Annotated in this window: 26 protein-coding genes; 5 read left to right on the plus strand and 21 right to left on the minus strand. The window is 56.2% G+C overall.

Going from position 1 to position 25,094, the window contains the following annotated elements; all coding sequences use genetic code 11:
• Positions 1-10 precede the first annotated feature (10 nt).
• The 8 genes from fabF to yceD all read right to left on the minus strand — a co-directional run bounded on the left by fabF (position 11) and on the right by yceD (position 6,213).
• Positions 11-1,252, minus strand: a complete 1,242-nt coding sequence (fabF, locus tag URZ40_RS10725) for a beta-ketoacyl-ACP synthase II (protein WP_045630098.1) — start codon at positions 1,250-1,252, stop codon at positions 11-13.
• A gap of 91 nt (positions 1,253-1,343) precedes the next feature.
• Positions 1,344-1,580 (minus strand): acyl carrier protein, encoded by a 237-nt coding sequence (gene acpP / locus URZ40_RS10730; RefSeq protein WP_003857954.1) that lies wholly within the window; start codon positions 1,578-1,580, stop codon positions 1,344-1,346.
• A 154-nt stretch (positions 1,581-1,734) separates the two neighbouring features.
• Positions 1,735-2,469 (minus strand): 3-oxoacyl-ACP reductase FabG, encoded by a 735-nt coding sequence (fabG, locus tag URZ40_RS10735; RefSeq protein ID WP_080327518.1) that lies wholly within the window; start codon positions 2,467-2,469, stop codon positions 1,735-1,737.
• Positions 2,470-2,481: 12 nt separating this feature from the next.
• Entirely contained in the window at positions 2,482-3,411 is a 930-nt protein-coding gene (fabD, locus tag URZ40_RS10740; protein WP_316378910.1) for an ACP S-malonyltransferase, read from the minus strand.
• Between the two features lie 15 nt (positions 3,412-3,426).
• Complete coding sequence (locus URZ40_RS10745) at positions 3,427-4,380, minus strand: beta-ketoacyl-ACP synthase III (protein WP_116340666.1); 954 nt, start codon at positions 4,378-4,380, stop codon at positions 3,427-3,429.
• Positions 4,381-4,386: 6 nt separating this feature from the next.
• Positions 4,387-5,421, minus strand: coding sequence for a phosphate acyltransferase PlsX (plsX, locus tag URZ40_RS10750; RefSeq protein ID WP_116340668.1), 1,035 nt, complete (start codon positions 5,419-5,421; stop codon positions 4,387-4,389).
• An 80-nt stretch (positions 5,422-5,501) separates the two neighbouring features.
• The gene (rpmF, locus tag URZ40_RS10755) at positions 5,502-5,675 is read right to left on the minus strand and encodes a 50S ribosomal protein L32 (protein WP_003857964.1); all 174 of its coding nucleotides are present in this window, start codon (positions 5,673-5,675) and stop codon (positions 5,502-5,504) included.
• 16 nt (positions 5,676-5,691) lie between these two features.
• Complete coding sequence (gene yceD, locus URZ40_RS10760) at positions 5,692-6,213, minus strand: 23S rRNA accumulation protein YceD (RefSeq protein WP_021240759.1); 522 nt, start codon at positions 6,211-6,213, stop codon at positions 5,692-5,694.
• A 140-nt stretch (positions 6,214-6,353) separates the two neighbouring features.
• On the opposite strand from yceD, the gene URZ40_RS10765 reads away from it, so the two are divergent.
• Positions 6,354-6,938, plus strand: a complete 585-nt coding sequence (locus URZ40_RS10765) for a nucleoside triphosphate pyrophosphatase (RefSeq protein WP_320720517.1) — start codon at positions 6,354-6,356, stop codon at positions 6,936-6,938.
• Positions 6,939-7,032: 94 nt separating this feature from the next.
• On the opposite strand, the gene rluC is transcribed toward URZ40_RS10765, so the two are convergent.
• Positions 7,033-7,980, minus strand: coding sequence for a 23S rRNA pseudouridine(955/2504/2580) synthase RluC (rluC, locus tag URZ40_RS10770; RefSeq protein ID WP_048999989.1), 948 nt, complete (start codon positions 7,978-7,980; stop codon positions 7,033-7,035).
• A 572-nt stretch (positions 7,981-8,552) separates the two neighbouring features.
• Here rluC and rne point away from each other — a divergent pair.
• Entirely contained in the window at positions 8,553-11,660 is a 3,108-nt protein-coding gene (rne, locus tag URZ40_RS10775) for a ribonuclease E (RefSeq protein WP_320720518.1), read from the plus strand.
• Between the two features lie 40 nt (positions 11,661-11,700).
• Here the strand turns inward: rne and URZ40_RS10780 are convergent, their stop codons facing one another.
• A complete protein-coding gene (locus URZ40_RS10780; RefSeq protein WP_395312682.1) occupies positions 11,701-12,603 on the minus strand; it encodes a LysR family transcriptional regulator in 903 nt (300 codons plus the stop codon).
• Between the two features lie 145 nt (positions 12,604-12,748).
• Between URZ40_RS10780 and URZ40_RS10785 the strand changes: the two genes are divergently transcribed.
• Positions 12,749-13,963 (plus strand): MFS transporter, encoded by a 1,215-nt coding sequence (locus URZ40_RS10785; RefSeq protein WP_320720519.1) that lies wholly within the window; start codon positions 12,749-12,751, stop codon positions 13,961-13,963.
• A gap of 75 nt (positions 13,964-14,038) precedes the next feature.
• Here the strand turns inward: URZ40_RS10785 and flgL are convergent, their stop codons facing one another.
• From flgL to flgB, 11 genes are all read right to left on the minus strand, one after another.
• On the minus strand, positions 14,039-14,992 hold the full coding sequence (gene flgL / locus URZ40_RS10790; protein ID WP_116340678.1) for a flagellar hook-associated protein FlgL: 954 nt from the start codon (positions 14,990-14,992) through the stop codon (positions 14,039-14,041).
• Between the two features lie 14 nt (positions 14,993-15,006).
• Positions 15,007-16,647, minus strand: a complete 1,641-nt coding sequence (gene flgK, locus URZ40_RS10795; protein WP_116340680.1) for a flagellar hook-associated protein FlgK — start codon at positions 16,645-16,647, stop codon at positions 15,007-15,009.
• A 75-nt stretch (positions 16,648-16,722) separates the two neighbouring features.
• The gene (gene flgJ, locus URZ40_RS10800; RefSeq protein ID WP_045406628.1) at positions 16,723-17,676 is read right to left on the minus strand and encodes a flagellar assembly peptidoglycan hydrolase FlgJ; all 954 of its coding nucleotides are present in this window, start codon (positions 17,674-17,676) and stop codon (positions 16,723-16,725) included.
• On the minus strand, positions 17,676-18,767 hold the full coding sequence (locus tag URZ40_RS10805) for a flagellar basal body P-ring protein FlgI (protein WP_045406630.1): 1,092 nt from the start codon (positions 18,765-18,767) through the stop codon (positions 17,676-17,678). Before URZ40_RS10805 ends, flgJ begins: the two co-directional genes overlap by 1 nt.
• A 12-nt stretch (positions 18,768-18,779) precedes the next feature.
• Complete coding sequence (gene flgH / locus URZ40_RS10810) at positions 18,780-19,478, minus strand: flagellar basal body L-ring protein FlgH (protein WP_023311139.1); 699 nt, start codon at positions 19,476-19,478, stop codon at positions 18,780-18,782.
• 57 nt (positions 19,479-19,535) lie between these two features.
• Complete coding sequence (gene flgG / locus URZ40_RS10815) at positions 19,536-20,318, minus strand: flagellar basal-body rod protein FlgG (RefSeq protein ID WP_000625853.1); 783 nt, start codon at positions 20,316-20,318, stop codon at positions 19,536-19,538.
• Positions 20,319-20,329: 11 nt separating this feature from the next.
• Positions 20,330-21,085, minus strand: coding sequence for a flagellar basal body rod protein FlgF (locus tag URZ40_RS10820; protein WP_116340682.1), 756 nt, complete (start codon positions 21,083-21,085; stop codon positions 20,330-20,332).
• A gap of 20 nt (positions 21,086-21,105) precedes the next feature.
• Positions 21,106-22,314 (minus strand): flagellar hook protein FlgE, encoded by a 1,209-nt coding sequence (flgE, locus tag URZ40_RS10825; protein ID WP_061098580.1) that lies wholly within the window; start codon positions 22,312-22,314, stop codon positions 21,106-21,108.
• A 26-nt stretch (positions 22,315-22,340) separates the two neighbouring features.
• Positions 22,341-23,051, minus strand: a complete 711-nt coding sequence (flgD, locus tag URZ40_RS10830; RefSeq protein ID WP_045406631.1) for a flagellar hook assembly protein FlgD — start codon at positions 23,049-23,051, stop codon at positions 22,341-22,343.
• Positions 23,052-23,062: 11 nt separating this feature from the next.
• A complete protein-coding gene (flgC, locus tag URZ40_RS10835; protein WP_013097138.1) occupies positions 23,063-23,467 on the minus strand; it encodes a flagellar basal body rod protein FlgC in 405 nt (134 codons plus the stop codon).
• A gap of 3 nt (positions 23,468-23,470) precedes the next feature.
• Positions 23,471-23,887 (minus strand): flagellar basal body rod protein FlgB, encoded by a 417-nt coding sequence (gene flgB / locus URZ40_RS10840; protein WP_008500815.1) that lies wholly within the window; start codon positions 23,885-23,887, stop codon positions 23,471-23,473.
• A 157-nt stretch (positions 23,888-24,044) separates the two neighbouring features.
• Here flgB and flgA point away from each other — a divergent pair, with 157 nt between their 5' ends.
• Both flgA and flgM read left to right on the plus strand, forming a co-directional pair.
• Positions 24,045-24,704, plus strand: a complete 660-nt coding sequence (flgA, locus tag URZ40_RS10845) for a flagellar basal body P-ring formation chaperone FlgA (protein WP_116340684.1) — start codon at positions 24,045-24,047, stop codon at positions 24,702-24,704.
• 93 nt (positions 24,705-24,797) lie between these two features.
• Positions 24,798-25,091 carry a flagellar biosynthesis anti-sigma factor FlgM gene (gene flgM / locus URZ40_RS10850; RefSeq protein WP_014883360.1) on the plus strand — a complete coding sequence of 98 codons (294 nt, stop codon included), beginning with the start codon at positions 24,798-24,800 and terminating at the stop codon, positions 25,089-25,091.
• Positions 25,092-25,094 lie beyond the last annotated feature (3 nt).

Genomic DNA, 25,094 nt, shown 5'->3' on the forward strand with positions numbered 1-25,094 from the left:
GCAGTCAGGCTCAGACCTTTTTGAAGATCAGAGAACCATTCGTGCCGCCAAAGCCGAAGGAGTTACACAGGGTGTACTCCATACCGCTAACCTGGCGCGCTTCGTGCGGAACGAAGTCCAGATCGCAACCTTCATCCGGGTTATCCAGGTTGATGGTTGGCGGAACAGCCTGATCGCGCAGCGCAAGGATAGAGTAAATAGACTCTACTGCACCCGCCGCACCCAACAGGTGACCGGTCATGGATTTCGTGGAGCTGACCATTACGCGGCTGGCAGCCTCGCCGAAGATAGACTTAACCGCCTGAGCTTCTGCTTTGTCGCCTGCCGGCGTAGAAGTGCCGTGCGCGTTAACGTAGCCAATCTGCGCCGGGGTAATACCCGCATCACGGATCGCGTTTTCCATCGCCAGCGCAGCACCCGCGCCGTTCTCCGGAGGAGAGGTCATGTGGTAAGCATCGCTGCTCATACCGAAGCCAACGACTTCAGCATAAATTTTTGCGCCACGTTTTTTCGCATGTTCGTACTCTTCCAGCACGAGCATACCTGCGCCGTCACCCAGCACGAAACCATCGCGGTCTTTATCCCACGGACGGCTCGCCGCCTGAGGGTTATCGTTACGGGTAGAGAGCGCACGCGCCGCGCCGAAACCACCGACACCCAATGGGGTACTGGCTTTTTCAGCACCACCCGCAACCATAGCATCTGCATCGCCGTACGCAATAATACGCGCGGCCTGGCCGATGTTATGCACGCCAGACGTACACGCGGTAGCGATAGATATGCTTGGCCCACGCAGGCCGAACATAATGGTCAGGTGACCTGCCACCATGTTAACAATCGTGGACGGAACGAAGAACGGGCTGATCTTACGCGGTCCGCCATTCATCAGTGATGTATGGTTTTCCTCAATCAGGCCAAGACCGCCAATCCCGGAGCCGATAGCAGCGCCGATACGGGTTGCGTTCTCTTCCGTAATCTCAAGGCCAGAATCCTGCATGGCCTGAACGCCAGCGACAATTCCATATTGAATGAAGGCATCCATCTTGCGCTGTTCTTTGCGCGAGATGATCTCTTCACAGTTAAAATCCTTTACTAAGCCAGCAAATTTCGTTGCATAGGCGCTAGTATCGAAATGGTCGATTAGGCTGATGCCGCTCTGACCGGCAAGGAGAGCTTTCCAGGTGGACTCTACGGTATTGCCGACAGGAGACAACATGCCAAGTCCGGTCACAACTACACGACGCTTAGACACGTTTGTCCTCCAGGGAGGGATAAAAAAAGAGATTCGTGGGACTAAAAAAGATAAAACTCAGGCGGTCGAATGACCGCCTGGAGATGTTCACTTACGCCTGGTGGCCGTTGATGTAATCAATGGCAGCCTGAACGGTGGTGATTTTCTCAGCTTCTTCGTCCGGAATCTCAGTATCAAACTCTTCTTCCAGAGCCATTACCAGCTCAACGGTGTCAAGAGAATCTGCGCCCAGGTCTTCAACGAAGGAAGCGGAGTTCACAACTTCTTCCTGCTTAACGCCCAGCTGTTCGCCGATAATTTTCTTAACGCGTTCTTCGATAGTGCTCATACTCTTAAATTTCCTATCAAAACTCGCTTTCGCGATGGTTTTCGTAGTGTATAAAATGTTGAAAAATTTGCAACTAAATCCCGGCAGGTCTTACCACGATTTTACGTTATTTTGAGGCCATTTGCCCTAATAACGCAAATATTTTCGATCGTGATTAAACCATGTACATCCCGCCGTTGACGTGGAGGGTCTCACCAGTGATGTAACCCGCTTCGTCAGAGGCTAAAAATGCAACCGCACTGGCGATTTCTTTAGGGTCGCCAAGACGACCCGCCGGAACTGCCGCCAGCGTACCCGCACGCTGATCATCAGTCAGCGCACGCGTCATGTCCGTTTCAATAAAGCCCGGAGCAACAACGTTTACAGTAATACCGCGGGACGCGACTTCACGCGCCAGCGACTTACTGAAACCAATCAGACCCGCTTTCGCCGCAGCGTAGTTAGCCTGACCAGCATTTCCCATGGTACCAACCACAGAACCAACAGTGATAATACGACCATGACGCTTTTTCATCATAGCGCGCATTACCGCTTTTGACAGACGGAATACAGATGACAGGTTGGTTTCGATAATATCGTTCCACTCATCATCTTTCATTCGCATCAGAAGGTTGTCGCGTGTGATCCCGGCATTATTGACCAGAATATCCACTTCGCCAAACTCTGCGCGAATATTTTCCAGAACAGATTCGATAGATGCAGGTTCGGTCACATTCAGTACCAGACCTTTACCGTTCGCACCCAGATACTCGCTGATGGCCTGAGCGCCCTTCTCGCTGGTTGCTGTACCAATCACCTTCGCGCCGCGCGCAACCAGTGTTTCAGCAATTGCGCGCCCGATACCGCGGCTTGCGCCAGTCACCAGGGCGATTTTTCCTTCAAAACTCATGGTATTCCTCTTTTATTGCGAGAGTGCCGCTGACATCGCTTCCGGCTCGTTAATCGCCGAGGCAGTCAGGGTGTCAACAATACGTTTTGTCAGACCGGTGAGGACTTTACCAGGGCCGACTTCATACAGGTGCTCAACGCCCTGAGAGGCCATAAACTCAACGGTTTTGGTCCACTGTACAGGGCTGTAGAGCTGGCGAACCAGTGCGTCACGGATAGCCTCCGGCGCGGTTTCGCATTTCACATCGACGTTGTTCACAACGGAAATCGTCGGTGCGTTAAAGGTAATTTTTTCCAGCTCAGCCGCCAGTTTCTCAGCGGCGGGCTTCATCAGCGCACAGTGAGACGGTACGCTGACCGGCAGAGGCAGCGCGCGTTTCGCGCCAGCGGCTTTACAGGCAGCGCCGGCACGTTCAACCGCTTCTTTATGACCAGCGATAACGACCTGGCCCGGCGAGTTGAAGTTAACCGGAGAAACCACCTGACCTTCAGCGGATTCTTCACACGCTTTTGCAATCGCGGCATCATCCAGACCAATAATGGCAGACATGCCGCCGGTACCCTCTGGCACCGCTTCCTGCATGAACTTACCACGCAGTTCTACCAGGCGCACCGCGTCAGCAAACGCGATCACACCGGCGCACACCAGCGCAGAGTATTCACCCAGGCTGTGACCCGCAAGCAGCGTTGGCGCTTTACCACCCTGCTGCTGCCATACTCGCCACAGCGCAACGGACGCGGTCAGCAGCGCTGGCTGAGTCTGCCAGGTTTTGTTCAGCTCTTCGGCCGGCCCCTGTTGGGTCAGTGCCCACAGATCATAACCCAGCGCATCAGAAGCTTCACGAAAAGTCTCTTCAATGACCGGGTAGTTTGCTGCCATTTCAGACAACATCCCAACGGTTTGAGAACCCTGGCCCGGGAACACAAAAGCAAATTGCGTCATTTTTTATTCCTTATCCTAGAAACGAACCAGCGCGGAACCCCAGGTGAACCCGCCACCGAAGGCTTCAAGCAAGACCAGCTGGCCCCGTTTGATTCGTCCGTCGCGTACCGCTTCATCAAATGCGCACGGTACCGACGCCGCAGAGGTGTTGCCGTGACGATCCAGCGTCACCACAACGTTATCCATCGACATGCCCAGCTTTTTGGCGGTCGCACTGATGATACGCAGGTTCGCCTGATGCGGTACCAGCCAGTCAAGCGCGGAACGCTCAAGGTTATTCGCTTCCAGCGTTTCATCAACGATGTGTGCAAGCTCTGTCACCGCAACCTTGAACACCTCGTTCCCTGCCATGGTCAGGTAAATCGAGTTGTCCGGATTAACGCGATCGGCGTTAGGCAGGGTCAGCAGTTCGCCATAGCTGCCATCGGCATGCAGATGCGTAGAGATGATACCCGGCTCTTCGGACTGCCCCAGCAGCACCGCACCAGCACCATCACCGAAAATAATGATCGTTCCACGATCGGTTGGATCGCAGGTGCGCGCCAGCACGTCAGCACCGATTACCAACGCATATTTAACGGCACCGGATTTCACGTACTGATCGGCAACGCTCAGGGCATAGGTGAAGCCAGCGCACGCGGCAGCGACGTCAAACGCCGGGCAGCCTTTAATGCCGAGCATGTTCTGCACCTGACACGCCGCGCTTGGGAAAGCATGCGTGGCAGACGTCGTGGCAACCACGATCAAGCCAATCTCTTCTTTATCGATACCCGCCATTTCGATAGCGCGCTGTGCGGCTTCGTAACCCATAGTGGATACGGTTTCGTCTGGCGCGGCGATACGACGTTCGCGGATACCTGTGCGCGTGACAATCCACTCGTCAGACGTATCTACCATTTTTTCCAGATCGGCGTTGGTACGCACTTGTTTTGGCAGGTAGCTGCCGGTACCTAAAATCTTCGTATACATGTACGCTCAGTCACTTTTAGCTAATACAGATTCCAGGCGAGCGGCAATCCGCTGAGGGACTTGTCGCTGCACCGCCTGCACTGCCTGTTCAATGGCGACAGAAAATGCTCGCTGATTGGCGGCGCCATGACTCTTAATCACGATGCCGCGCAATCCTAACAGACAGGCGCCATTATACTGGTCGGGGTTGAGGTGACTGAATCGCCGCGTCAGGCTCTTTTGTAACCAACGCTTCAATAAAATCAACCACCAGGCGCTTTTTTTGCCTTCTCCCTGAGATTTCAGCAGAGAAAGGAACATGCGCACGACCCCTTCCATGGTCTTCAACGTTACGTTTCCGGTGAAGCCATCGCACACCAGAACATCCGTTTTTCCCGTCAGCAACTCATTGGCTTCGAGATATCCAATATAGTTGATGGAGGGAACCTGTTTGAGCATTTCAGCAGCTTCGCGAATGCTGTCCAGGCCTTTGGTCTCTTCTTCACCAATATTCAATAACGCAACGCGGGGATTGCTAATCCCGACCACGTCTTCTGCCAGCACCGACCCCATCACGGCGAACTGAGCCAGCATGGTACTATCACAATCCACGTTAGCGCCCAAATCGAGCACCACCGTCTTTCCCTTCTGCTGATGCGGTAACACCGTCACCAGCGCCGGTCGCTCAATGCCCTCAATCGGCTTGAGCAGTAATTTCGACAGCCCCATCAGCGCGCCGGTATTGCCGGCACTGACGCAAGCCTGCGCTCGCCCTTCTTTTACCAGTTCCAACGCGGTGCGCATAGAACTGCCGCGGCTATTGCGAATCGCCTGCGAGGGCCGGGCATCACTGGCAATAACTGACTGCGCAGGAATAATCTGCAGACGCGAACGTTGTTCAAAGTCAGCTTTTGCAAGTAATGGCGTGATTGTGTCGGGATTGCCGACTAAAAGAAGTGTGAGTTGCGAATTAGAATTCAGTGCCTGCAATGCTGCAGGCACTGTCACGGAAGGGCCGAAATCTCCCCCCATGACATCTAACGCCAGGGTTAGACGTGTCAAGGTATCGTCGCAGCCTGGTTCGGTAACTTCCCCGTTTGCACGGGGAAATCCTCACTAAGCCTAATCACGCTGACGCGTGATTACTTAGTGATAACCTTGCGGCCGCGGTAGAAACCGTCAGCGGTGATGTGGTGACGCAGGTGTTTCTCACCAGAAGTCTTGTCTACAGACAGGCTGGTAACTGCGGTCAGCGCGTCATGGGAACGACGCATGCCACGTTTGGAACGGGTTGGTTTATTCTGTTGTACGGCCATGGACCTTACTCCTCAATTACTTACGCTTTAAGCTGGCTAATACGGCAAATGGGTTTGGTTTTTGCGCTTCATCAGGCAGTTCCCCAAAGACCATGTCCGCCTCGGACACTTCACAGTGTTCAGAATCATGCACCGGAACTACTGGCAAGGAGAGGATGATTTCATCTTCAACCAGAGCCAGAAGATCGATTTCACCGAATTCGTTAACCTCAATCGGCTCGTACGCTTCCGGGAGTGCTTCAGCCTGTTCGTCAGAACGAACCGGACTGAAACAATACGTTGTGTGAACATGCTGTACAAACGGTTTCCCGCAACGCTGACACTCGAGCGTTACCGTTACCTTCGCATCACCGGTTAAAACGGCGAGACGCTGGTTGTCGATAGCGAACGACATGGAGCATTCTACATCACTGTCCACACTGACTACAGATTCGGCAATACGCTCGGCCTGATCGGAAGTATAGATACCTTCGTAATCGAGGCGTTTTTGAGCCGTACGAACCGGATCAAGAGTCAGGGGTAATTTTACCTTTTGCATAGGGCGCGCATATTAACTTTGTAACGTCATAGAGTCAAAGAAAAAGGCAACCAGAGCTGCCTTTTGCCAATTATTCGCACACATTGCGGCCTGTAGTTTAAAATGGCTGGCATCGATACGCTATATCTGGTGATAAAAATATGCCAAATCTCGTACTTGCTTCCACGTCCCCCTACCGTCGAATGCTGCTGGAAAAGCTCGGGATCCCGTTTGAATGCGCCGCGCCGGACGTTGATGAGACGCCGCAGCCGGGCGAGTCGCCGCGTCATCTGGTGACGCGTCTTGCGAAGGAGAAAGCACAATCGCTGGCCGCACGTTATCCTGCACATCTGATTATAGGCTCCGATCAGGTTTGCGTGCTGGATGGCGAAATCACCGGCAAGCCCCATACGGAAGAGAACGCCTGCCAGCAGCTTCTGCGCGCGCGTGGCAGTATCGTGACCTTTTATACGGGCCTGGCGCTCTATAACTCCGCCTCCGACCATCTGCAAACCGAATGCGAGCCGTTCGACGTGCACTTCCGCCATTTAAGCGAGCAGGAGATTACGGACTACGTGCGCCGGGAACGTCCACTGAACTGTGCGGGGAGCTTTAAAAGTGAAGGACTGGGGATTGCGCTGTTCGACAAGCTGGACGGTCGGGATCCGAACACACTGGTGGGATTGCCGCTGATTGCCTTGTGCCAGATGTTAAGGCGTGAAGAGTGTAATCCGCTGACGGCGTGAGCGTTGCGGCCTGATGCCCTCACCCCGGCCCTCTCCCACAGGGAGAGGGTGCAAACATTAAAAACGACAACTTCGTTGCCGTTTTGCTTTTACCTTAGCCGCGCAGAACCTTCAGGCAGCGTTTCAACTGCTCATCCAGCGGCGCTTCAATACGGATAATTTCACCGGTATTAGGATGGGTAAACTTTAGCGCGGCCGCATGCAGGAACAGACGCGACAGCCCCGTGCCCGCCAGCTGTTTATCAAATTCGCGGTCGCCGTAGCGATCATCAAACGCAATCGGATGGCCCGCAAACTGCGTATGGACGCGAATCTGGTGAGTACGTCCCGTCACCGGACTGCAGCGCACCAGCGTGGCAAACTCATAGCGCTCTTCAACCTTAAAGCGCGTCTCAGACGGTTTCCCTTCCTGGCTCACGCGGACAATGCGCTCGCCGCTTTGCAGAATGTTCTTCAGCAGCGGCGCCTGCACCACCTTCACGTGGGACTGCCACTGACCACGCACCAGCGCCAGATAATCTTTCTGCATTCCCTTCTCGCGCAGCTGCTCGTGCAGGGAACGCAGCGCAGAACGCTTTTTCGCTACCAGCAGCACGCCTGAGGTATCACGGTCCAGACGGTGAACCAGTTCGAGGAAACGGGCTTCCGGACGCAGCGCACGTAACCCTTCAATCACGCCGAAGCTCAGACCGCTACCACCGTGGACGGCGGTACCCGATGGCTTATTGAGCACCAGAATATGATCGTCCTCATAAAGGATAACATCGCTCAGGGCCGCGACTTTTTGCAGCTTAGGAGAAACCACCTCTTCTTCGCGTTCTGCCACGCGCACCGGTGGAATACGCACTTCATCGCCCGCTTCGAGCTTATACTCAGGCTTCACGCGTTTTTTGTTCACCCGCACCTCGCCCTTACGCAGGATGCGGTAAATCATACTCTTTGGCACACCCTTCAGTTGGGTGCGCAAGAAGTTATCGATACGTTGCCCCGCGTAGTCATCCGCGATAGCAACCATTTTTACGGCTGGAGTCTCTGTTTTCATGGTTGGCGATTCTAAATATCGTCAGCCATTAGCGCCACTCATTTTTCTATGCTTATATTTACTTTTATCCGGCCTGCGCCCTGTTTCACGCAATCGATTTGGTGGTTATTAAACCAATCACCACCTTGAGGTGAAGAAACTGTGAGTAACCGGGTGATAATTGGTAAAAGTCATCTTGCTATAACCTGGCGAGCAGTGGAATAATGAGGCTGTTTTCCGCGTTAAATCCGGGTTTTGTAAGGATGTCGACGGAATGACCAATTTTGTCTGACCGATCATCAACGCAGCAATGGCGTAAGACGTATTGATCTTTCAGGCAGTTAGCGGGCTGCGGGTTGCAGTACTTCCCGGTATAAGGATTGTTCTCTGGAGAGTTCTACCCAGGCAATTCCCCTGATAATTGCGCTGTGTTTCCGTATGAAACACAGGCAACCGACACTCTGCGCCTCTTAAGCGAGCGACAACCGTGAGGTTGGCGACGTGAACAGACACGAGGCCATCGGTTCATACCCCGGAAAGCGTCACCTTGCCCGCAGCTTTGTCGTCAATGTAAGAATAACGAGTAAGTTACGATGAAAAGAATGTTAATCAACGCAACTCAGCAAGAAGAGTTGCGTGTCGCCCTTGTGGATGGGCAGCGCCTGTACGATCTGGATATCGAAAGTCCTGGACACGAACAGAAAAAAGCGAACATTTACAAAGGTAAAATCACCCGCATTGAACCAAGCCTTGAAGCTGCATTTGTCGACTACGGTGCTGAGCGTCATGGTTTCCTCCCTCTGAAAGAAATCGCTCGCGAATATTTCCCTGCAAACTACAACGCCCATGGCCGCCCAAACATCAAAGATGTTCTGCGTGAAGGTCAGGAAGTTATCGTACAGATTGATAAAGAAGAGCGTGGCAACAAAGGTGCCGCACTGACCACCTTTATCAGCCTGGCGGGGAGCTATCTGGTGCTGATGCCAAACAACCCGCGTGCGGGTGGCATCTCTCGCCGTATCGAAGGTGATGACCGTACCGAGCTGAAAGAAGCTCTGGCAAGTCTCGAACTGCCGGACGGCATGGGACTTATCGTACGCACCGCAGGCGTCGGCAAATCAGCCGAAGCGCTGCAGTGGGACCTGAGCTTCCGTCTGAAGCACTGGGAAGCGATCCAGAAAGCCGCTGAAAGCCGCCCTGCTCCGTTCCTGATTCACCAGGAAAGCAACGTTATCGTGCGTGCCTTCCGTGACTACCTGCGTCAGGACATCGGTGAGATTCTGATCGATAACCCGAAAGTGCTTGAGCTGGCTCGCCAGCACATCGCCGCGCTGGGTCGTCCGGATTTCACCAGCAAAATCAAGCTGTACACCGGTGAAATCCCGCTGTTCAGCCACTATCAGATCGAATCTCAGATCGAGTCCGCCTTCCAGCGTGAAGTGCGCCTGCCGTCCGGCGGTTCTATCGTCATCGATACCACGGAAGCGCTGACCGCTATCGACATCAACTCCGCGCGTGCAACCCGCGGCGGCGACATCGAAGAGACGGCCTTCAACACCAACCTTGAAGCCGCTGATGAAATCGCCCGCCAGCTTCGCCTGCGCGACCTGGGCGGTCTGATTGTTATCGACTTCATCGACATGACCCCTGTTCGCCACCAGCGTGCGGTTGAAAACCGCCTGCGTGAAGCGGTGCGTCAGGATCGCGCGCGTATCCAGATTAGCCATATCTCGCGCTTTGGCCTGCTGGAGATGTCCCGCCAGCGTCTGAGCCCGTCGCTGGGTGAGTCCAGCCATCACGTCTGCCCGCGCTGTTCCGGCACCGGTACCGTGCGTGACAACGAATCGCTGTCTCTCTCTATCCTGCGTCTGATTGAAGAAGAAGCGCTGAAAGAGAATACCAAAGAGGTTCACGCCATTGTGCCTGTGCCAATCGCCTCCTACCTGCTGAACGAAAAACGTGCAGCTGTCAGTGCGATTGAAGCGCGTCAGGGCGGCGTTCGCTGCATCATCGTACCGAACGATCAGATGGAAACCCCGCACTATCACGTGCTGCGTGTCCGTAAAGGCGAAGAGACCAGCACCCTCAGCTACCTGCTGCCGAAGCTGCATGAAGAAGAGATGGCGCTGCCTTCCGATGAAGAACCCGCAGAGCGCAAACTGCCAGAGCAGCCAGCGTTAGCGACCTTCATCATGCCTGAAGCTCCACCGGAAGCAGCCCTGGAAAAACCGGCGGCCAAGCCTGCAGCGCAGAAACCAGAAGCCGCGGCCGCGAAGGCCCAGCCGGCGCAACCGGGTCTGCTGAGCCGCTTCTTCGGCGCGCTGAAGAAGATGTTTGCGGGTGAAGACGTTCAGCCAGAGCAGCCGAAGGAAGAACCAAAAGCAGCCAAACCTGAGCGTCAGCAGGACCGTCGCAAACGTCAGAACAACCGCCGCGATCGTAACGACCGCAGCGACCGTAACGAGCGTCGCGACAGCCGTTCAGATAACAACGAAGGCCGTGAGCCGCGCGAAGACAACCGTCGCAACCGTCGCGAGAAACAGCAGCAGAATGTTGAAGATCGTGAAATTCGCCAGCAGGCGGGCGATGAGTCCGAGAAGAGCAAACAGCGCGACGAGCAGCAGCCACGCCGCGAACGCAACCGTCGTCGTAACGACGAGAAGCGTCAGGCGCAGCAGGAAGTTAAAAACCTGAACCGGGAAGAGCCTGCTGAGCAGCAGGACGTCGAGCAGGAAGAACGTACTCAGGTTATGCCACGTCGTAAGCAGCGCCAGCTGGCGCAGAAAGTGCGCATCGGTGCGGCTCCGGTAGAAGAAACTGCAGTTGTGGCGGCTGAAGCGGCAGAAACCGCAACAGGTACTCAGGTTGCAAAAGTTGACCTGCCAGCCGCCGTGGACAATAACGTTGAGCAGGATGAAAACGGTGAAAACCGTGACAACGCAGGTATGCCGCGTCGCTCCCGCCGTTCTCCACGTCATCTGCGCGTCAGCGGCCAGCGTCGTCGTCGCTATCGTGACGAGCGTTACCCGACTCAGTCTCCAATGCCGTTGACCGTGGCGTGCGCGTCGCCAGAAATGGCATCCGGCAAAGTCTGGATCCGTTACCCGGTCGCTCGCCTGGAGCAAGCTGTTGAAGAACAGACTGTGACCGAAGAGGTAATTGCCCCTGTAGCACCGGTTGAAGACGCGGTGACCGAAGCAGCAACCGTGGTTGAACCTCAGGTTGTTGAAGCGGCAGAACCACACGCAGTGGACGTCGAAACCACCCACCCTGAAGTGATTGCCGCGCCGGTTGATGCCGCACCGCAGATTATCGCTGAAGAGGATGTCGTGGTGGCTGAGGAAGTCGCTGAAGAGGCTGAACCTGTAGCCGCGGTAGAAGAAGCCGCTGAAACCCTCGTCGAAACCACCACTGAAGAAGTCGTTCAGGACGTTGAGATTCAGGTTGAGCCGGTTGTCGAAGAAGTGAAAGCGCCTGAAGTGAAGCCTGAGCCGGTTAAGGTTGTTGCCGCGCCTGCGCCAGCTCACGTTGCGACAGCGCCAATGACGCGTGCTCCGGCACCAGAGTATGTGCCTGAAGCCCCGCGCCACAGCGACTGGGTTCGCCCGGCGTTCAGCTTCGACGGTAAAGGCGCTGCAGGCGGCCACAGTGCAACGCATCAGGCGACTGCACCGGCGACGCGTCCGCAGTCTGTCGAATAACGACACAGAAAGTAAAAAGCCGACCTTCGGGTCGGCTTTTTTATGCCTGCTGCACGGGCTTTCTCATCCCGGTGACCTCCGGCATGATCTGCCGCATCAGTTCCAGAAATCGCCGCAAGCGCGCCGGATAATAGCGGGACCAGGGGTAAACCAGATGCACCGGTAACGCCGCCGGCTGCCACTCTGGCAGTAAATGCACCAGCCGCCCTTCCCGAATATCGTCCTGAACCGTCCAGCTGGATACGACCGCCACGCCAAGCCCGGTGAGTGCCGTATTGCGTGCGACATACAGGCTGTCGGTACTGAGGCGTGGGGTAATATTCACTCGCGCGGTAGCGGATGATGCCTCGTGAAAGAGCTCCACATGGCGCTGGTAGAAAGAGCTGATAGCAATCCACGGCAGCTGCTGCAGATCCTCCGGCGTATTAACCGTCGGAAAACGGTCCAGCAGTGCCGGAGAAGCCACCACCGAACGCGGCACTTCGGCCAGCAGCACGGATACGGTCGCCGGATCGACTTCCATTCCCACCCGAATAGCACAGTCAAGGTTGTCGCCCAGGAAATCAGCCGACCGATCGTTGAGCATCCACTCAATCGAAAGTTGCGGGTAACGCTGCAAAAACTCGGTTAGCGGTTTCAGGAGCTGATCCTGACCAAACGCGTGCGGTGCCCGCACCCGCAGCACGCCTACAGGTTCATCTTCCGTCTGTCCCACCTCATCTTCCAGCGCCAGCCAGCTGTCAATCACCCGACGGGCGTGCTGATAACAGCGCTCGCCGTCATCCGTGAGCCGCGTCGTGTGGGTCGTTCGCAACATCAGGCGCACGCCCAGCATTGTCTCAAGCGACTGCAGCCGCCTGCTCACCGTGGCCTGGGTTGTGTCCAGCTGCCGTGCCGCCGCAGAGAGTGACCCTGCCTCCACAATGCGGACAAACGTCCGCATTAGCTCCACCCTGTCTATACGCTCAGTTCTTTTCATCTTATTTTCATTTATACGTTCAACGTATAAGCGTTTTACCACCGCACCCGCTACCGTCGCAAGGCGTACTGATAAAAAATAGCCTCACACGATGAATGAGGAACGTCTTATGAACACAACAACTGCCGCCCATGCCGTAAGCCGCTGGGTCATCTTAATGCTGGCGCTCGGCGCAGGCTTCAGCGTGGCTTCCATCTATTATGCCCAGCCGCTGCTGCCCCTGATGGGCGCTGACCTTCACCTGAGTATCGAAGGAATGGGCCTGGTCCCGACGCTCACCCAGGCGGGATACGCCTTAGGGATCCTGTTCCTGCTGCCGCTCGGCGATCGCCACGACCGCAGAACGTTAATCCTGATAAAGAGTGCGGCGCTGGCGTTGTTTCTCCTGGGCTGTAGCCTGACCGGACAGATCCACTCCCTGCTGCTGGCAAGTCTGCTCATCGGCATGGCCGCCACCATGGCGCAGGATATTGTCCCGGCAGCGGCGATTCTTGCGCCGGAAGGTAAACAGGGAAAAACCGTCGGTACGGTGATGACCGGTCTGCTGCTGGGCATTTTGCTCTCCAGAACCGTCAGCGGCGTGGTGGGCGAAGCGTTTGGCTGGCGCGTGATGTACCAGCTGGCTGCGGCAAGTATTGCGTTTATCGGGGTGGTGATGTGGGCCGTGCTCCCTCGTTTCGCTATTCACTCCACGCTGAGCTATCCCGCACTGATGCGCTCGATGGAACATCTGTGGCGTCGTTATCCCGCTCTGCGCCGTGCGGCGCTGGCCCAGGGTTTTCTGTCGATTGCCTTTAGCGCCTTCTGGTCAACGCTTGCAGTCATGCTGCTGGAACGCTATCACCTCGGCAGTGCCGTCGCCGGTGGTTTTGGTATTGCAGGTGCTGCCGGTGCATTAGCCGCACCGCTGGCGGGCGGCCTGGCGGATAAACTGGGTGCCGGGAAAGTGACGCAGCTTGGCGCAATCCTTGTGACCGTCTCGTTTGCCCTGATGTTCCTGATGCCTGCTCTGGGGGTTCACGGACAGCTGATTCTGATTGCCGTCTCTGCCATCGGGTTCGATCTGGGCCTGCAGTCCAGCCTGGTCGCGCACCAGAACCTGGTCTACAGCCTTGAGCCGCAGGCTCGTGGCCGCCTGAACGCCCTGCTCTTTACCGTGATCTTTATCGGCATGGCGTTGGGTTCCGCGTTAGGCAGCAATATCTACACGCTGGCTGGCTGGACGGGTGTGGTCGCGCTGGCAACGGTCTGCGGCATCATTGCGCTGGCAATCCGCCTGATTGAAAGCGCGCGCGTCGCCTCAGCACCAGCAGAAATGGCATAAAAAAAATGCCCAATCCAGACGGATTGGGCACTAAAACATGCCCAGTTTCAAGACATGTTCCAAGAGGTCAAGATGTTATTTGTTCAGCTGGAACAGAGACATGCCCTGCATATCGCTAAACGCTTTATAAGAGGCCTGCAGGGCCGCCTGCTGCATGGTGTAAGAGGAAATCGCTTCATTCCAGTCCACGTCCACCAAATCACTCATCTGCTTAGTCTGGCCCAGCGCGCGGTCGTCACCAAGGGTATCGAGTTTTTCCAGTTCGTTCATCTTGGTGCCGACATCCGCAACGACCGTCAGGACGTTGTTCTGCGCGTTTTTAATACCGATCTGCGCGTTGGAAATTGTCTGGCTTTGTGCGGCAGCCGCGGCCGGATCGTTTTCAATCGGCGTCTTCAGCGAAGCAATGGCGGAATCAAGGATTTTAAACATGTTTGTTTCGCCATAGCCTCCGCCCGGCAGCTCTTGCGCATTGCTGGTAATGCTTTCGAAAATCTGCTGGCCGGTATGGCTGATTGCCATGTTTCGCGCCGTATCAACCTGCTGGGTGATCGCCTCAGTGCCGCCATTGTAGGTGCCGGTTGCGGCATCAAACGGTGCGCTCTCGGTTTTGTAACCCGCAAAGATAAAGCGACCATTGCCATCCGTCGTGTTAGCCAGGTTCATGAGCTGGTCGCGGATCCCCTGGATATCGGTCGCCAGAGAGAGACGGTCGTCATCGCTTAAGGTGCCGTTTGACGCGTAGACCAGCTTCTCACGCACGCTTGATAACGCGGTGTTCACCTGGGTCAGCACGTTGTCTTCCAGCGACACTTTTTGCGTGGCAAAGGTGCGCGCTAACGCGAACTGGCTGTTTTGTGACTGAGATTGCGACAGAACAATAGACTGCGAAGCCGCGATAGGATCGTCCGACGGACGATTAACGCGTTTGCCGGTGGACATCTGCTCACCGTAGCTCAGCCATCTGCTCTGGGAATCGGTGATCCCGCGCATGTTCTGTTCGTACATCATCTGGGTGCTAATACGCATTTTTCACCTCAACCTTAACGAATGTTGATAATTGCATCGAAGAGCGTACTGGCAGTCTGAAGCACCTGCGCGTTGGCGAGGTAATACTGCTGATAACGCTGCAGGTTGCCATACTCTTCGTCAAGGTTTACCCCGGAGATGGTCTGCTGCTGCTTGATTAACTGCGTTTCCACGTTGGCTTTCGTCTGGCTGCTTACTTTCAGTGAAGCGGTGGTGCTACCCACGGTGCTGACCAGTGAGGCATAGGCATCGTTGAAGGTTTTGTTTCCGCCAACCACTTTACTGTTTTGCAGATCGAGCATTTTCTGCCCGTTGCGGTTGTCGCTCTCACCGCCGTTCTGCACCGCGGCCATGGCCAGTTTGGACTCGTCGCTGATGGACAGTTCCATATTCATGATGACGTCGGACACAGGCTTCACGGTAAAACTGTCTTTAGCGTTTGCCGAACCGCTGACGTTCACGTTGAGACCATCAAACGACAGATTGCCGCTGGCATCCGGGCTCATTGTAAAGCTGGTCTTGTCCGAGGTACGGGTAATGGTCCAGTCGGTACCGTTAAACTGCAGCTTATAGTCCGTTGCCTGAACTTTGGTGCTGTCCGCAACGGTGGCATTGACGACCGCCGAACCGCTATTTTTGCTGTTAGAAAGCACAGCCGGAGAACCAAAGCCGAACAGCTTGCCGCCCGCATCGCCGTTGGCATCAAAGCCGGCCTCATGCTGTTTGTTCATCGCGTCAGCAAACGCCAGCGCCATCTGGTTCAGAGTGTTACGGGCCTTATCCAGATCTTCAGCGCGGAACGTCAGCAAGCCGCCTAACGAGCCGGTGGTAACCATCTTTTCCGGGATCTCGACATTGCCCGCAACCTCATCGACGTAGGCGATAGTGGTACGGGAAGGATCGGCGCTGGACTTCACGGCCGCCAGCTGGTTAGCTTTGCTGCCCTGCACCAGGCTGTAGCCGTTGCCGAAAGAGATGTTAAACGTGCCGCTATCCTGAACAGAGACTTCCACGCCCACGATTTTGTTCAGCTCATTGACAAGCTGATCGCGCTGGTCGAGCAGATCGTTAGGCGATGCGCCCGCGCCGACGCCGGTGAGGCGGGAAATCTGATCGTTCAGATTGGCAATCTGTTTGGCGTAGTTGTTGATCTGCGAAACGCTGGTCGCAATTGCGGTATTGACTTGCGTATCCTGATCGCGGAGATACTGATCGTTAGTTTTGAACTGATTGACCAGGCCGCCCGCTTTTCCCAGCACCGTCTGACGCGCAGCCGGGTCTTCCGCGTTGCTCACCAGCGTTTGCAGGCTTTTAAAGAAATCCTGCAGGGTGGTGGAAAGCGAGTTGGTAGTATCGGAGAGCACATCGTCAATTTTTGACATCTGCTGATAGCGTGTGGTCAGGCCGCTGCTCTGCGTCTGCGCGGCGCGAAGCTGGTTGGTGATAAAAGCGTCATATTCACGCTGGACACCGGAGACATACACCCCGTTACCCACCCAGCCACCGCCGGTCAGCGTGCTGTTAGATGCACCCAGCACCGTCGTCTGGCGGGTGTAACCTGCCACGTTGTAGCTTGAAATATTATTACTGACGGTATTGAGTGCCGACTGCGCGGCACTGAGGCCACTCATGGCGCTGTTAATCAAACTGGACATGGGGGTTCCTTTTATACGTTCAGACACGAGTCCTGATGAAGGTTATCGGCAACCTCCACCGGGACTTGAGAACTTTCAGAACAGATTTTCAATATCTGCGCTATAGGCTTTGCTGACTTTCTCGCCCATGGATTTCAGCTGCTGGATCATGCTGGTAAGCTTGCGCGCGTAGTTCGGGTCGGTCGCGTAGCCCGCGTTTTGCAGGGCCTGCGCGCCCTGCTCCGCCGTCGCCGCCTGCGTAACGGCGGTGTAACGCGGATTTCGACTCAGCAGCCCGACATAATCGGACAGTGCTTCCAGATAAGAGCTGTAAACGCGGAATTTCGCTTTCACCTTCACCGCCGCACCGTTCTCGTATTCGGTGGTGGTGATCTCCGTGGTCGGCCCTTTCCAGCTGGAGGTGGCCTTCACGCCGAAGATGTTAAAGCTCGGGTCGCCGTTTTCCTTGCGGATCTGGCGCTGGCCCCAGCCCGACTCCAGCGCGGCCTGGGCGAGAATAAGATGGTGAGGCACGCCGCTCTGTTCACTGGCCAGTCGCGCAGGCAGAGATAGCTGCGCCAGGAAGTCTTTGCTGTCACCGGAGAGCGCCTCGTCGCCGCTGCCCGTTGCCTTCGGTATCGCTTTACGCACCATCTGCGTCAGCGCCTGGTTCTGATAACTGGTCACCGTTTCCAGATCGAACTTCATCGGCACCTGCTGCGGCTGCTCTTCTGGCTGAACACCCTGTGCGGCGGCGGTCTGTTTGACAATCATGTCAGCCAGACCGAGGCCTTTACCGGCGGTCATCTGCTGCGCAATCTGCTGGTCATACATGCTGGTGTAAAGACGCGTTGAATCGCTGCTGAACATCCCGTCTTTCGGCAGGGTTTCGCGCATGCTTTTCAGCATCATCTGGACAAACATCCCCTCTACCTGGCGGGCGACCGGGCGGATATTCGCCGCCGGGTCTTTACCTGCTTTGGTTTTCAGTTCGTTGAGCGACTGGGCGTCCCAGGCGGCACTGGTCAACAGTTTGCTATCGGTCAGCATCAGATGATTTCCAGTTTGGCGCGCAGGCAGCCCGCGCTTTGCATGGATTGCAGAATGGACATCAGATCCATCGGCGTCGCGCCCAGCGCGTTCAGGGCACGCACCACGCTGTTCAGGTTGGCGCTGGAGCGCACGCTCTGCAGAGAGCCGCCGCTCTGGCGTAAATCAATCTGCGTTTGTGGCGTCACCACCGTCTGGCCGCCACCAAATGGCGTATCCGGCTGGCTGACGTTGGCAGAACGGTTAACCGTCACCGACAGGTTACCCTGCGCCACGGCGCAGCTATCCAGCGACACTTCCCGGTTCATCACCACGGAGCCCGTACGGGAGTTGATGATCACTTTGGCATCCTGCACCGGCACGTTCACTTCCAGATTCTGGATATCCGCCAGCATGCGCACCTGGTTGCTGCTGCCGGTAGAGGTGCGGATCTGCACGGTACGCGCATCCAGCGCCGTGGCATTGCCATAGCTGCGGTTGATGGTGTCGGCAATCTGCTGCGCCATCGTGAAGTCTTCATTATTCAGCTGCAGGTTGATGGTGTTGCCTGCGCCAAACTGGGTCGGCAACTCACGCTCGATGATCGCGCCGTTGGTAATACGTCCGCCGTTCAACTGGTTCACCTGCACGCTGCTTCCGCCTGCCGATGCACCCGCACCGCCAACCAGAATGTTACCCTGCGCCAGAGCATAGACCTGGCTGTCGACGCCTTTCAGCGGGGTCATCAGCAGCGTACCGCCGCGCAGGCTTTTGGCATTACCCATTGAGGAGACCACCACGTCAATGGTCTGCCCCTGGCGCGCAAACGCCGGGTAAGAGGCAGTGACCATTACCGCGGCCACGTTTTTCAGCTGCATGTTGGTTCCTGCCGGCACGGTAATGCCGAGCTGGGAAAGCATGTTGTTCAAGCTTTGGGTGGTAAACGGCGTCTGGGTCGTTTGGTCACCGGTACCGTCCAGCCCCACCACCAGGCCATAGCCAATCAGCGAGTTCTGGCGGACGCCCTGAACGCTGGTGAGATCGCGGATGCGGTCAGCCTGGGCAAACGTTGCTACAAGAACCAGCGCCACGGCGAAGATCGATTTAAACATGGGTCACCTCGCTTACATCGGCGATAAATTAAGGAAGAAGCGCTGCAGCCAACCCATATTCTGCGCTTCATTAATGTAGCCGTTACCGACGTACTCAATGCGCGCATCCGCCACCTGGGTGGACGGAACGGTGTTGGTGCCGCTGATGGTGCGTGGATTCACCACGCCCGAGAAGCGAATGAATTCAGTGCCCTGGTTAATGGCGATCTGTTTTTCACCCACGACGTGTAAATTGCCGTTAACCAGCACCTGGTCAACCGTAACCGTCAGCGTACCGCTGAAGGTATTGCTGGCGTTTGCGCCACCTTTACCGTTAAAGGTGTTGCCGCCGGAAGCCTCAACATCCGCACGGGCATTGCCGAACAGGCCCTGCAGATAGCGTGGAACGGTGTCGAAGCCAAAATTGGTTTTGCCATCGCGGCTGGCGTTCGCCGACGAGCTCTTGCTCGCGCTGACGTTTTCCTGCAGCACAATGGTCAATGTATCGCCAACATTGCGCGGGCGGCGATCTTCAAACAGCGGCTGATAGCCGTAGTTAATCGGCTGCGCGGTCTGGAAAATGGAGCCGTTTACCACTGGCGCAGGGCCAGGAACGGGTTGGGCAGTCGTCGCACCCTGGACCAATGGTTTAGACGGGATCAAAGCGCACCCGCTGAGAGTGACAGCCAGAACAGTCAGTATCGGATAACGAAACGCCGCGTTTTTTTGCATTGCCTTCATCTTCGAAAACAGGGAGCCGGTGCGGGGTTTACCGCACCGGGCTACGCCTTAGAGTTGCGTCAGTTTCTGCAGCATCTGATCGGTCGTCGAGACTGCTTTACTGTTAATTTCATACGCGCGCTGGACCTGGATCATATTTACCAGCTCTTCCGCCACGTTCACGTTGGAGGTTTCTACATACCCCTGATACAGCAGACCGGCACCGTTCAGGCCCGGCGTACTTTCATTTGGCGTACCGGAGGATTGCGTTTCGGTGTAGAGGTTCTCACCAATGCTTTCCAGGCCGGTATCGTTCATGAAGGTGGTCAGGTTGAGCTGTCCGACCTGGACCGGCGCGGCCTGCCCCTGCTGGGTCACGCTCACGATGCCGTCACGGCCGATGGTAATGCTCAGGGCGTTCGCCGGAATGGTGATCGCAGGTTGAACCTGGAAACCGCCCGCCGTCACCAGCTGACCGTTCTGATCGACCTGGAAGGAACCGTCACGGGTATAGGCAGAGGTTCCGTCAGGCAGCTGCACCTGGAAGAAACCCTGACCTTTGATTGCCACGTCTTTGCTGTTGTTGGTCTGAGACAGGTTGCCCTGGCTGTGCAGACGCTCGGTCGCCACCGGGCGAACGCCGGTACCGATCTGCAGACCTGACGGCAGCGTCGTCTGTTCAGAAGACTGCGCGCCCGGCTGGCGGATGGTTTGATAAAGCAAATCTTCGAAAACGGCGCGCTGACGCTTGAAACCATTGGTGCTGACGTTTGCCAGGTTGTTGGCAATCACATCCATGTTGGTTTGCTGCGCGTCCAGGCCAGTTTTCGCGATCCATAAGGAGCTGATCATAAAGAGTCCTGTTAACTCATAGACAGAAGTTGGTTAGCCTTGCCCGCGTTTTCATCCACGCTGCTGATAATTTTCATCTGCATTTCAAAACGACGGGCGCTGGCGATCATGTCGGTCATCGCTTCGACCGGCTTGACGTTGCTGCCTTCCAGAACGCCGGACATCACGCGGATGCTCGGATCGGCCTGTAACGTGGCGCCACGAGTAGCCTGGGCCGCCTGGGTCAGACGGAACATGCCGTCGTCGCCGCGCTGCACCTCTTTGCCTTCCGCTTTGACCAGCTTCAGACGACCAACAGGGGCAACGGTATTGGCCGGGTCGCCCGGGTTCAGCGCCGAGATGGTGCCGTCCGCGGCAATGGTCAGCTCAGAGCCTTCCGGCACGGTCAGCGGGCCCGCTTCACCCATCACCGGATGCCCCTGAATCGTCAGCTGGCCGGTCGCGCTGACCTGGATATTCCCGTTACGGGTATAGCCTTCACCGCCGTCCGCCGTTTGCACCGCCAGCCAGCCGTCCTGCTGCAGGGCAACGTCCAGCGGGCGTGAGGTGTAATCCATCTGCCCTGGCGTCATGTCTGCGCCCGGGGTCGATGCCGCCACCAGCGTACGGGTCGGCAGGGAGAGCCCTTCCACCGGCACCGCGCGCAGCGCATTCAGCTGCGCGCGAAAGCCCGGCGTCGAGGCGTTTGCCAGGTTGCTGGCAGTAACGGCCTGCTGGCTGAGCGTCTGACTTGCCGCGCCCATCGCGGTATATATTGCGTGATCCATTGCGCTTTCCTGTTAGCCGCTTAACGCAGGTTAACCAGCGTGTTGAGGATCTGATCCTGGGTCTTGATGGTCTGCGCGTTCGATTGATAGTTACGCTGCGCGACGATCATGTTCACCAGTTCTTTACTCAGGTCCACGTTAGAGGCTTCCAGCGCGCCGTTGGTCAACGTGCCGAAGTTACCGGTTCCCGCCGTACCCAGCAGCGCCACGCCGGAGGACTGGGTAGCCGACCAGACGTTATCGCCTTCAGATTTCAGGCCTTCGTTGTTGGCAAAGTTCGCCAGCACGATCTGGCCCAGCACCTGAGTCTGCTCGTTGGAGTAGTTCCCGACGACGGTGCCGTCATCGTTGATCTGATAGCTCACCAGGTCGCCCGGCTTGAAGCCGTTCTGGTTGGTCGCCACGATATTGTTCGCACCGGTGTTCTGCTGCATGGAGTTTGCAAAACTCATGGCGAAGGTCGCCGGGTCCGCACCTGGGATAGTCGCGGTAGTGATGTTGATGTTTCCACCACCAATCAACGTACCGTTATTATCGAAGGTCAACGTCGTGGCCACTGCCGCCGTGCTGCCTGCTACGCTGCCGTCCTGGGCATACACTTTCCAGGAGTTAGCCGGGGTCGCATCTTTGACGTAAAACAGGTTCATGTTGTGCGCATTACCCTGGCTATCAAAGACGGTTACCGTACCTTTTTTGTTGTAGGTATCCGGGTTAGCCGGATCGAAGGCGGCGGTCGGTGCGGCATCGGTGGAGTTGAGGTTAATCTGCTGGGAAGCCGTGGTGGTGGATTTCGCGGCCATCAGCGTGGTCGGGATATTAATCGCCTGTGGATTCGCACCGGTCTGAACCGTTGATGGCGTTCCGGCAACCGGATAACCCGTTAATTGCATCCCCTGCATGTTCACCAGGTTACGGTTTTCGTCCAGCTTGAACTGGCCGTTACGGCTGTAGAACACCGAGCCGTTTGCATCGACCATACGGAAGAAACCGTTCTGGCTGATGGCAACGTCCAGGCCGCGACCGGTGTTGGTGGTAGTACCGTCGGTAAAGTCCTGAGTGATGCCCGCAACTTTTACGCCCAGACCCACTTTGGAACCGGCAAACATGTCTGCAAAGGAAGCAGAACCGGATTTAAAACCATAGGTCGCGGAGTTGGCGATGTTGTTGCCAATGACGTCCAGGTTGGTGGCCGCAGCATTCAGGCCGCTGACCGCTTGAGAAAAGGCCATGACTTACTCCTGATAAGTGTTAAGGCTTAGATAATCTGCCGAACTTCGTCGAGTGTGGTGGTACCGGAGGTACCCAAATCCAGTTTGTTGCCGTCGCCCCCTTTAATCACGCCCTGAACCAGCGCGAACTGCAGCGGCTGCGCCACCAGCTGGGTTGTCCCGTTGCTGGCGCTAATCGCGACTTTGTAGGAGCCATTTGGTGCTTTCGTGCCGTCGGTCAGGCTGCCGTCCCAGGTAAAGGTGTGAACGCCCGCCTTCAGCTCGCCAATGTCGATGGTGCGAACCACGGCGCCGGTTGAGTCGGTGATCGTCGCGGTCACTTTGTCAGCCGCCTGCTGCAATTCCACGCCGAACGGCGTAGTGGTGGTGGTCGATGTACCCTCGGTGGTGCTGGTACCCGCAAGAATAGTGGTACCCGGGATCATCACGCCGTGACCGATCAGGCTTGCAGCCTGCAGGGACTGGGCGCTATTAATCTGACCGGAGACGGAACCCAGGGTGGTGTTCAGTTTCTCAATGCCGCTCACGGTGCTGATCTGCGCAAGCTGCGTGGTCAGTTCGTTGTTCTGCATTGGGTTAGTCGGATCCTGGTTCTTAAGCTGCGCTACCAGCAGCGTCAGGAAGCTGCTCTGCAAATCGGAGGCATTGCTTCCCGTCAGGGAGCTGGAGCTTGTCGAACTTTTGGTGTTGTTAACACCTGTGTTCGTAGGATCATTCACATTTACGGCGATGGACATGCATGTCTCCTTTACTGGCCGAGAGTCAGTGTTTTGAGCATCATGCTCTTCACGGTATTAAGCACTTCGACGTTCGCCTGGTAGCTACGGGACGCCGACATGGAGTTCACCATCTCGCCCACCACGTCCACGTTAGGCATCTTCACGTATCCGTTAGCGTCCGCAAGCGGGTTACCGGGCTCGTACACCAGCTTGTCCGGTGCCTGGCTCTCTACCACGTCAGACACCTTCACGCCGCCCGTTGCCGCACCTGGCGCAGCGTCGACCTGAAACACAACCTGTTTAGCACGATAAGGCTGACCGTCAGGTCCGGTCACGCTGTCGGCGTTCGCCAGGTTACTGGCTGCCACGTTCAGCCGTTTTGACTGAGCGGTTAACGCCGAGCCGGCGATATCAAAAATATTCAGCAAGGCCATTTATCAGTTGCCCCCCTGCAGGACGTTCATCATGCCTTTGATTTGTCCGCCGAGTACGGTCAGGCCCGTCTGGTATTTCAGGCTGTTATCGGCAAACTGCGTACGCTCCCGGTCCATATCCACGGTGTTACCGTCGAGTGAAGGCTGGTCGGGGATGCGATAAAGTAAATCGGTCGCTGGCGCGGTCATCGCCTGAGCAGGAATATGGCGAGAGGATGTCATGGCGAGTGCAACACCCGTTCCTTCGGCACGTCCACGCTCCATCACCTTTTTGAGTTCACTGGAAAAATCAATATCGCGCGCCTGATACCCGGGCGTATCGGCGTTAGCGATGTTGGCGGCTAAAATCTCCTGCCGCTGGGCGCGTAAATTGAGCGCTTCCTGCTGAAAACGTAACGCGGCGTCGAGTTTATCGAGCATGTCTCCTCCGCTGATGGCAAAATTTCAGTTCACAGCTTAAATCTCACCCGGTCTCCCCTATCGACGGAATAAGCGCAAAATGCGTCGCTATTTATTCCGTTGATGCAAAACCACTGCAGGTAGAATTCACCCAACTCTGGAAACGGTGGAACTTGCGATGCAAACGTTAAAACGTGGCCTGATGGCAACCGTCTTGCTGTTTAGCCCTCTGGTGCAGGCCGGGGATTTACAGAATGCGCTGACGAATTTTTTTGCCCAGAAGCTGGCGGGCTTTAGCGACGAAGTTAACGTGACCATCCGTACGCCGCCGAATCTGTATCCGACCTGCGAGCAACCGTCATTCAGCGTGACGGGGACCACGAAGCTATGGGGCAATGTGAACGTGCTGGCACGCTGCGCCAACGAAAAACGCTATTTACAGGTTGCAGTTCAGGCGACGGGCAATTATGTTGTCGCCGCCGTCCCCATTGCGCGTGGCAGCACACTCCAGGCAAACAGCGTGACGCTGAAGCGCGGGCGTCTGGACCAGCTTCCGCCACGGACAATGCTGGAAATGAATCAGGCACAGGACGCCGTCAGCCTGCGCGACGTGGCCCCGGGCCAGCCGATTCAGCTCTCCATGCTTCGCCAGGCGTGGCGTGTTAAAGCAGGACAGCAGGTGATGGTGGTCGCCAACGGAGATGGCTTTAGCATCAACAGTGAAGGGAAAGCGTTAAACAATGCTGCGGTGGCGCAAAACGCCCGTGTCAGAATGTCCTCGGGCCAGGTGGTTAGCGGAACCGTCGATTCTGATGGGAATATTCTGATTAACCTATAATCTTTTTAAAGATTCCGCGGCGCGTGCCGATAAATATTCAACTAATGATGATGTCAGGCGCAAACGCCGCGAACCCTCGATGAGGACAACACTATGAGCATTGATCGTACATCAGCCCTGAAGCCGGTAAGCGCTGTACAGCCTCGCGAAACGAACGACGCTACCCCTCAGAAAACGCGTCTGGAAAAACCGTCAACGTCTAACAGCACCAGCGTGACCCTGAGCGATGCCCAGGCAAAACTGATGCAGCCAGGCAGCAACGATATCAATATGGAACGTGTTGAAGCGCTGAAAACGGCTATTCGCAACGGTGAGCTGAAAATGGACACCAGCAAAATCGCTGACGCCCTGATTCAGGAAGCACAGAGTTTCTTACAGAGTAATTAACCG

This window comes from Enterobacter sp. 296B2 (genome assembly GCF_034106185.1).
Taxonomy (GTDB): domain Bacteria; phylum Pseudomonadota; class Gammaproteobacteria; order Enterobacterales; family Enterobacteriaceae; genus Enterobacter; species Enterobacter cloacae_N.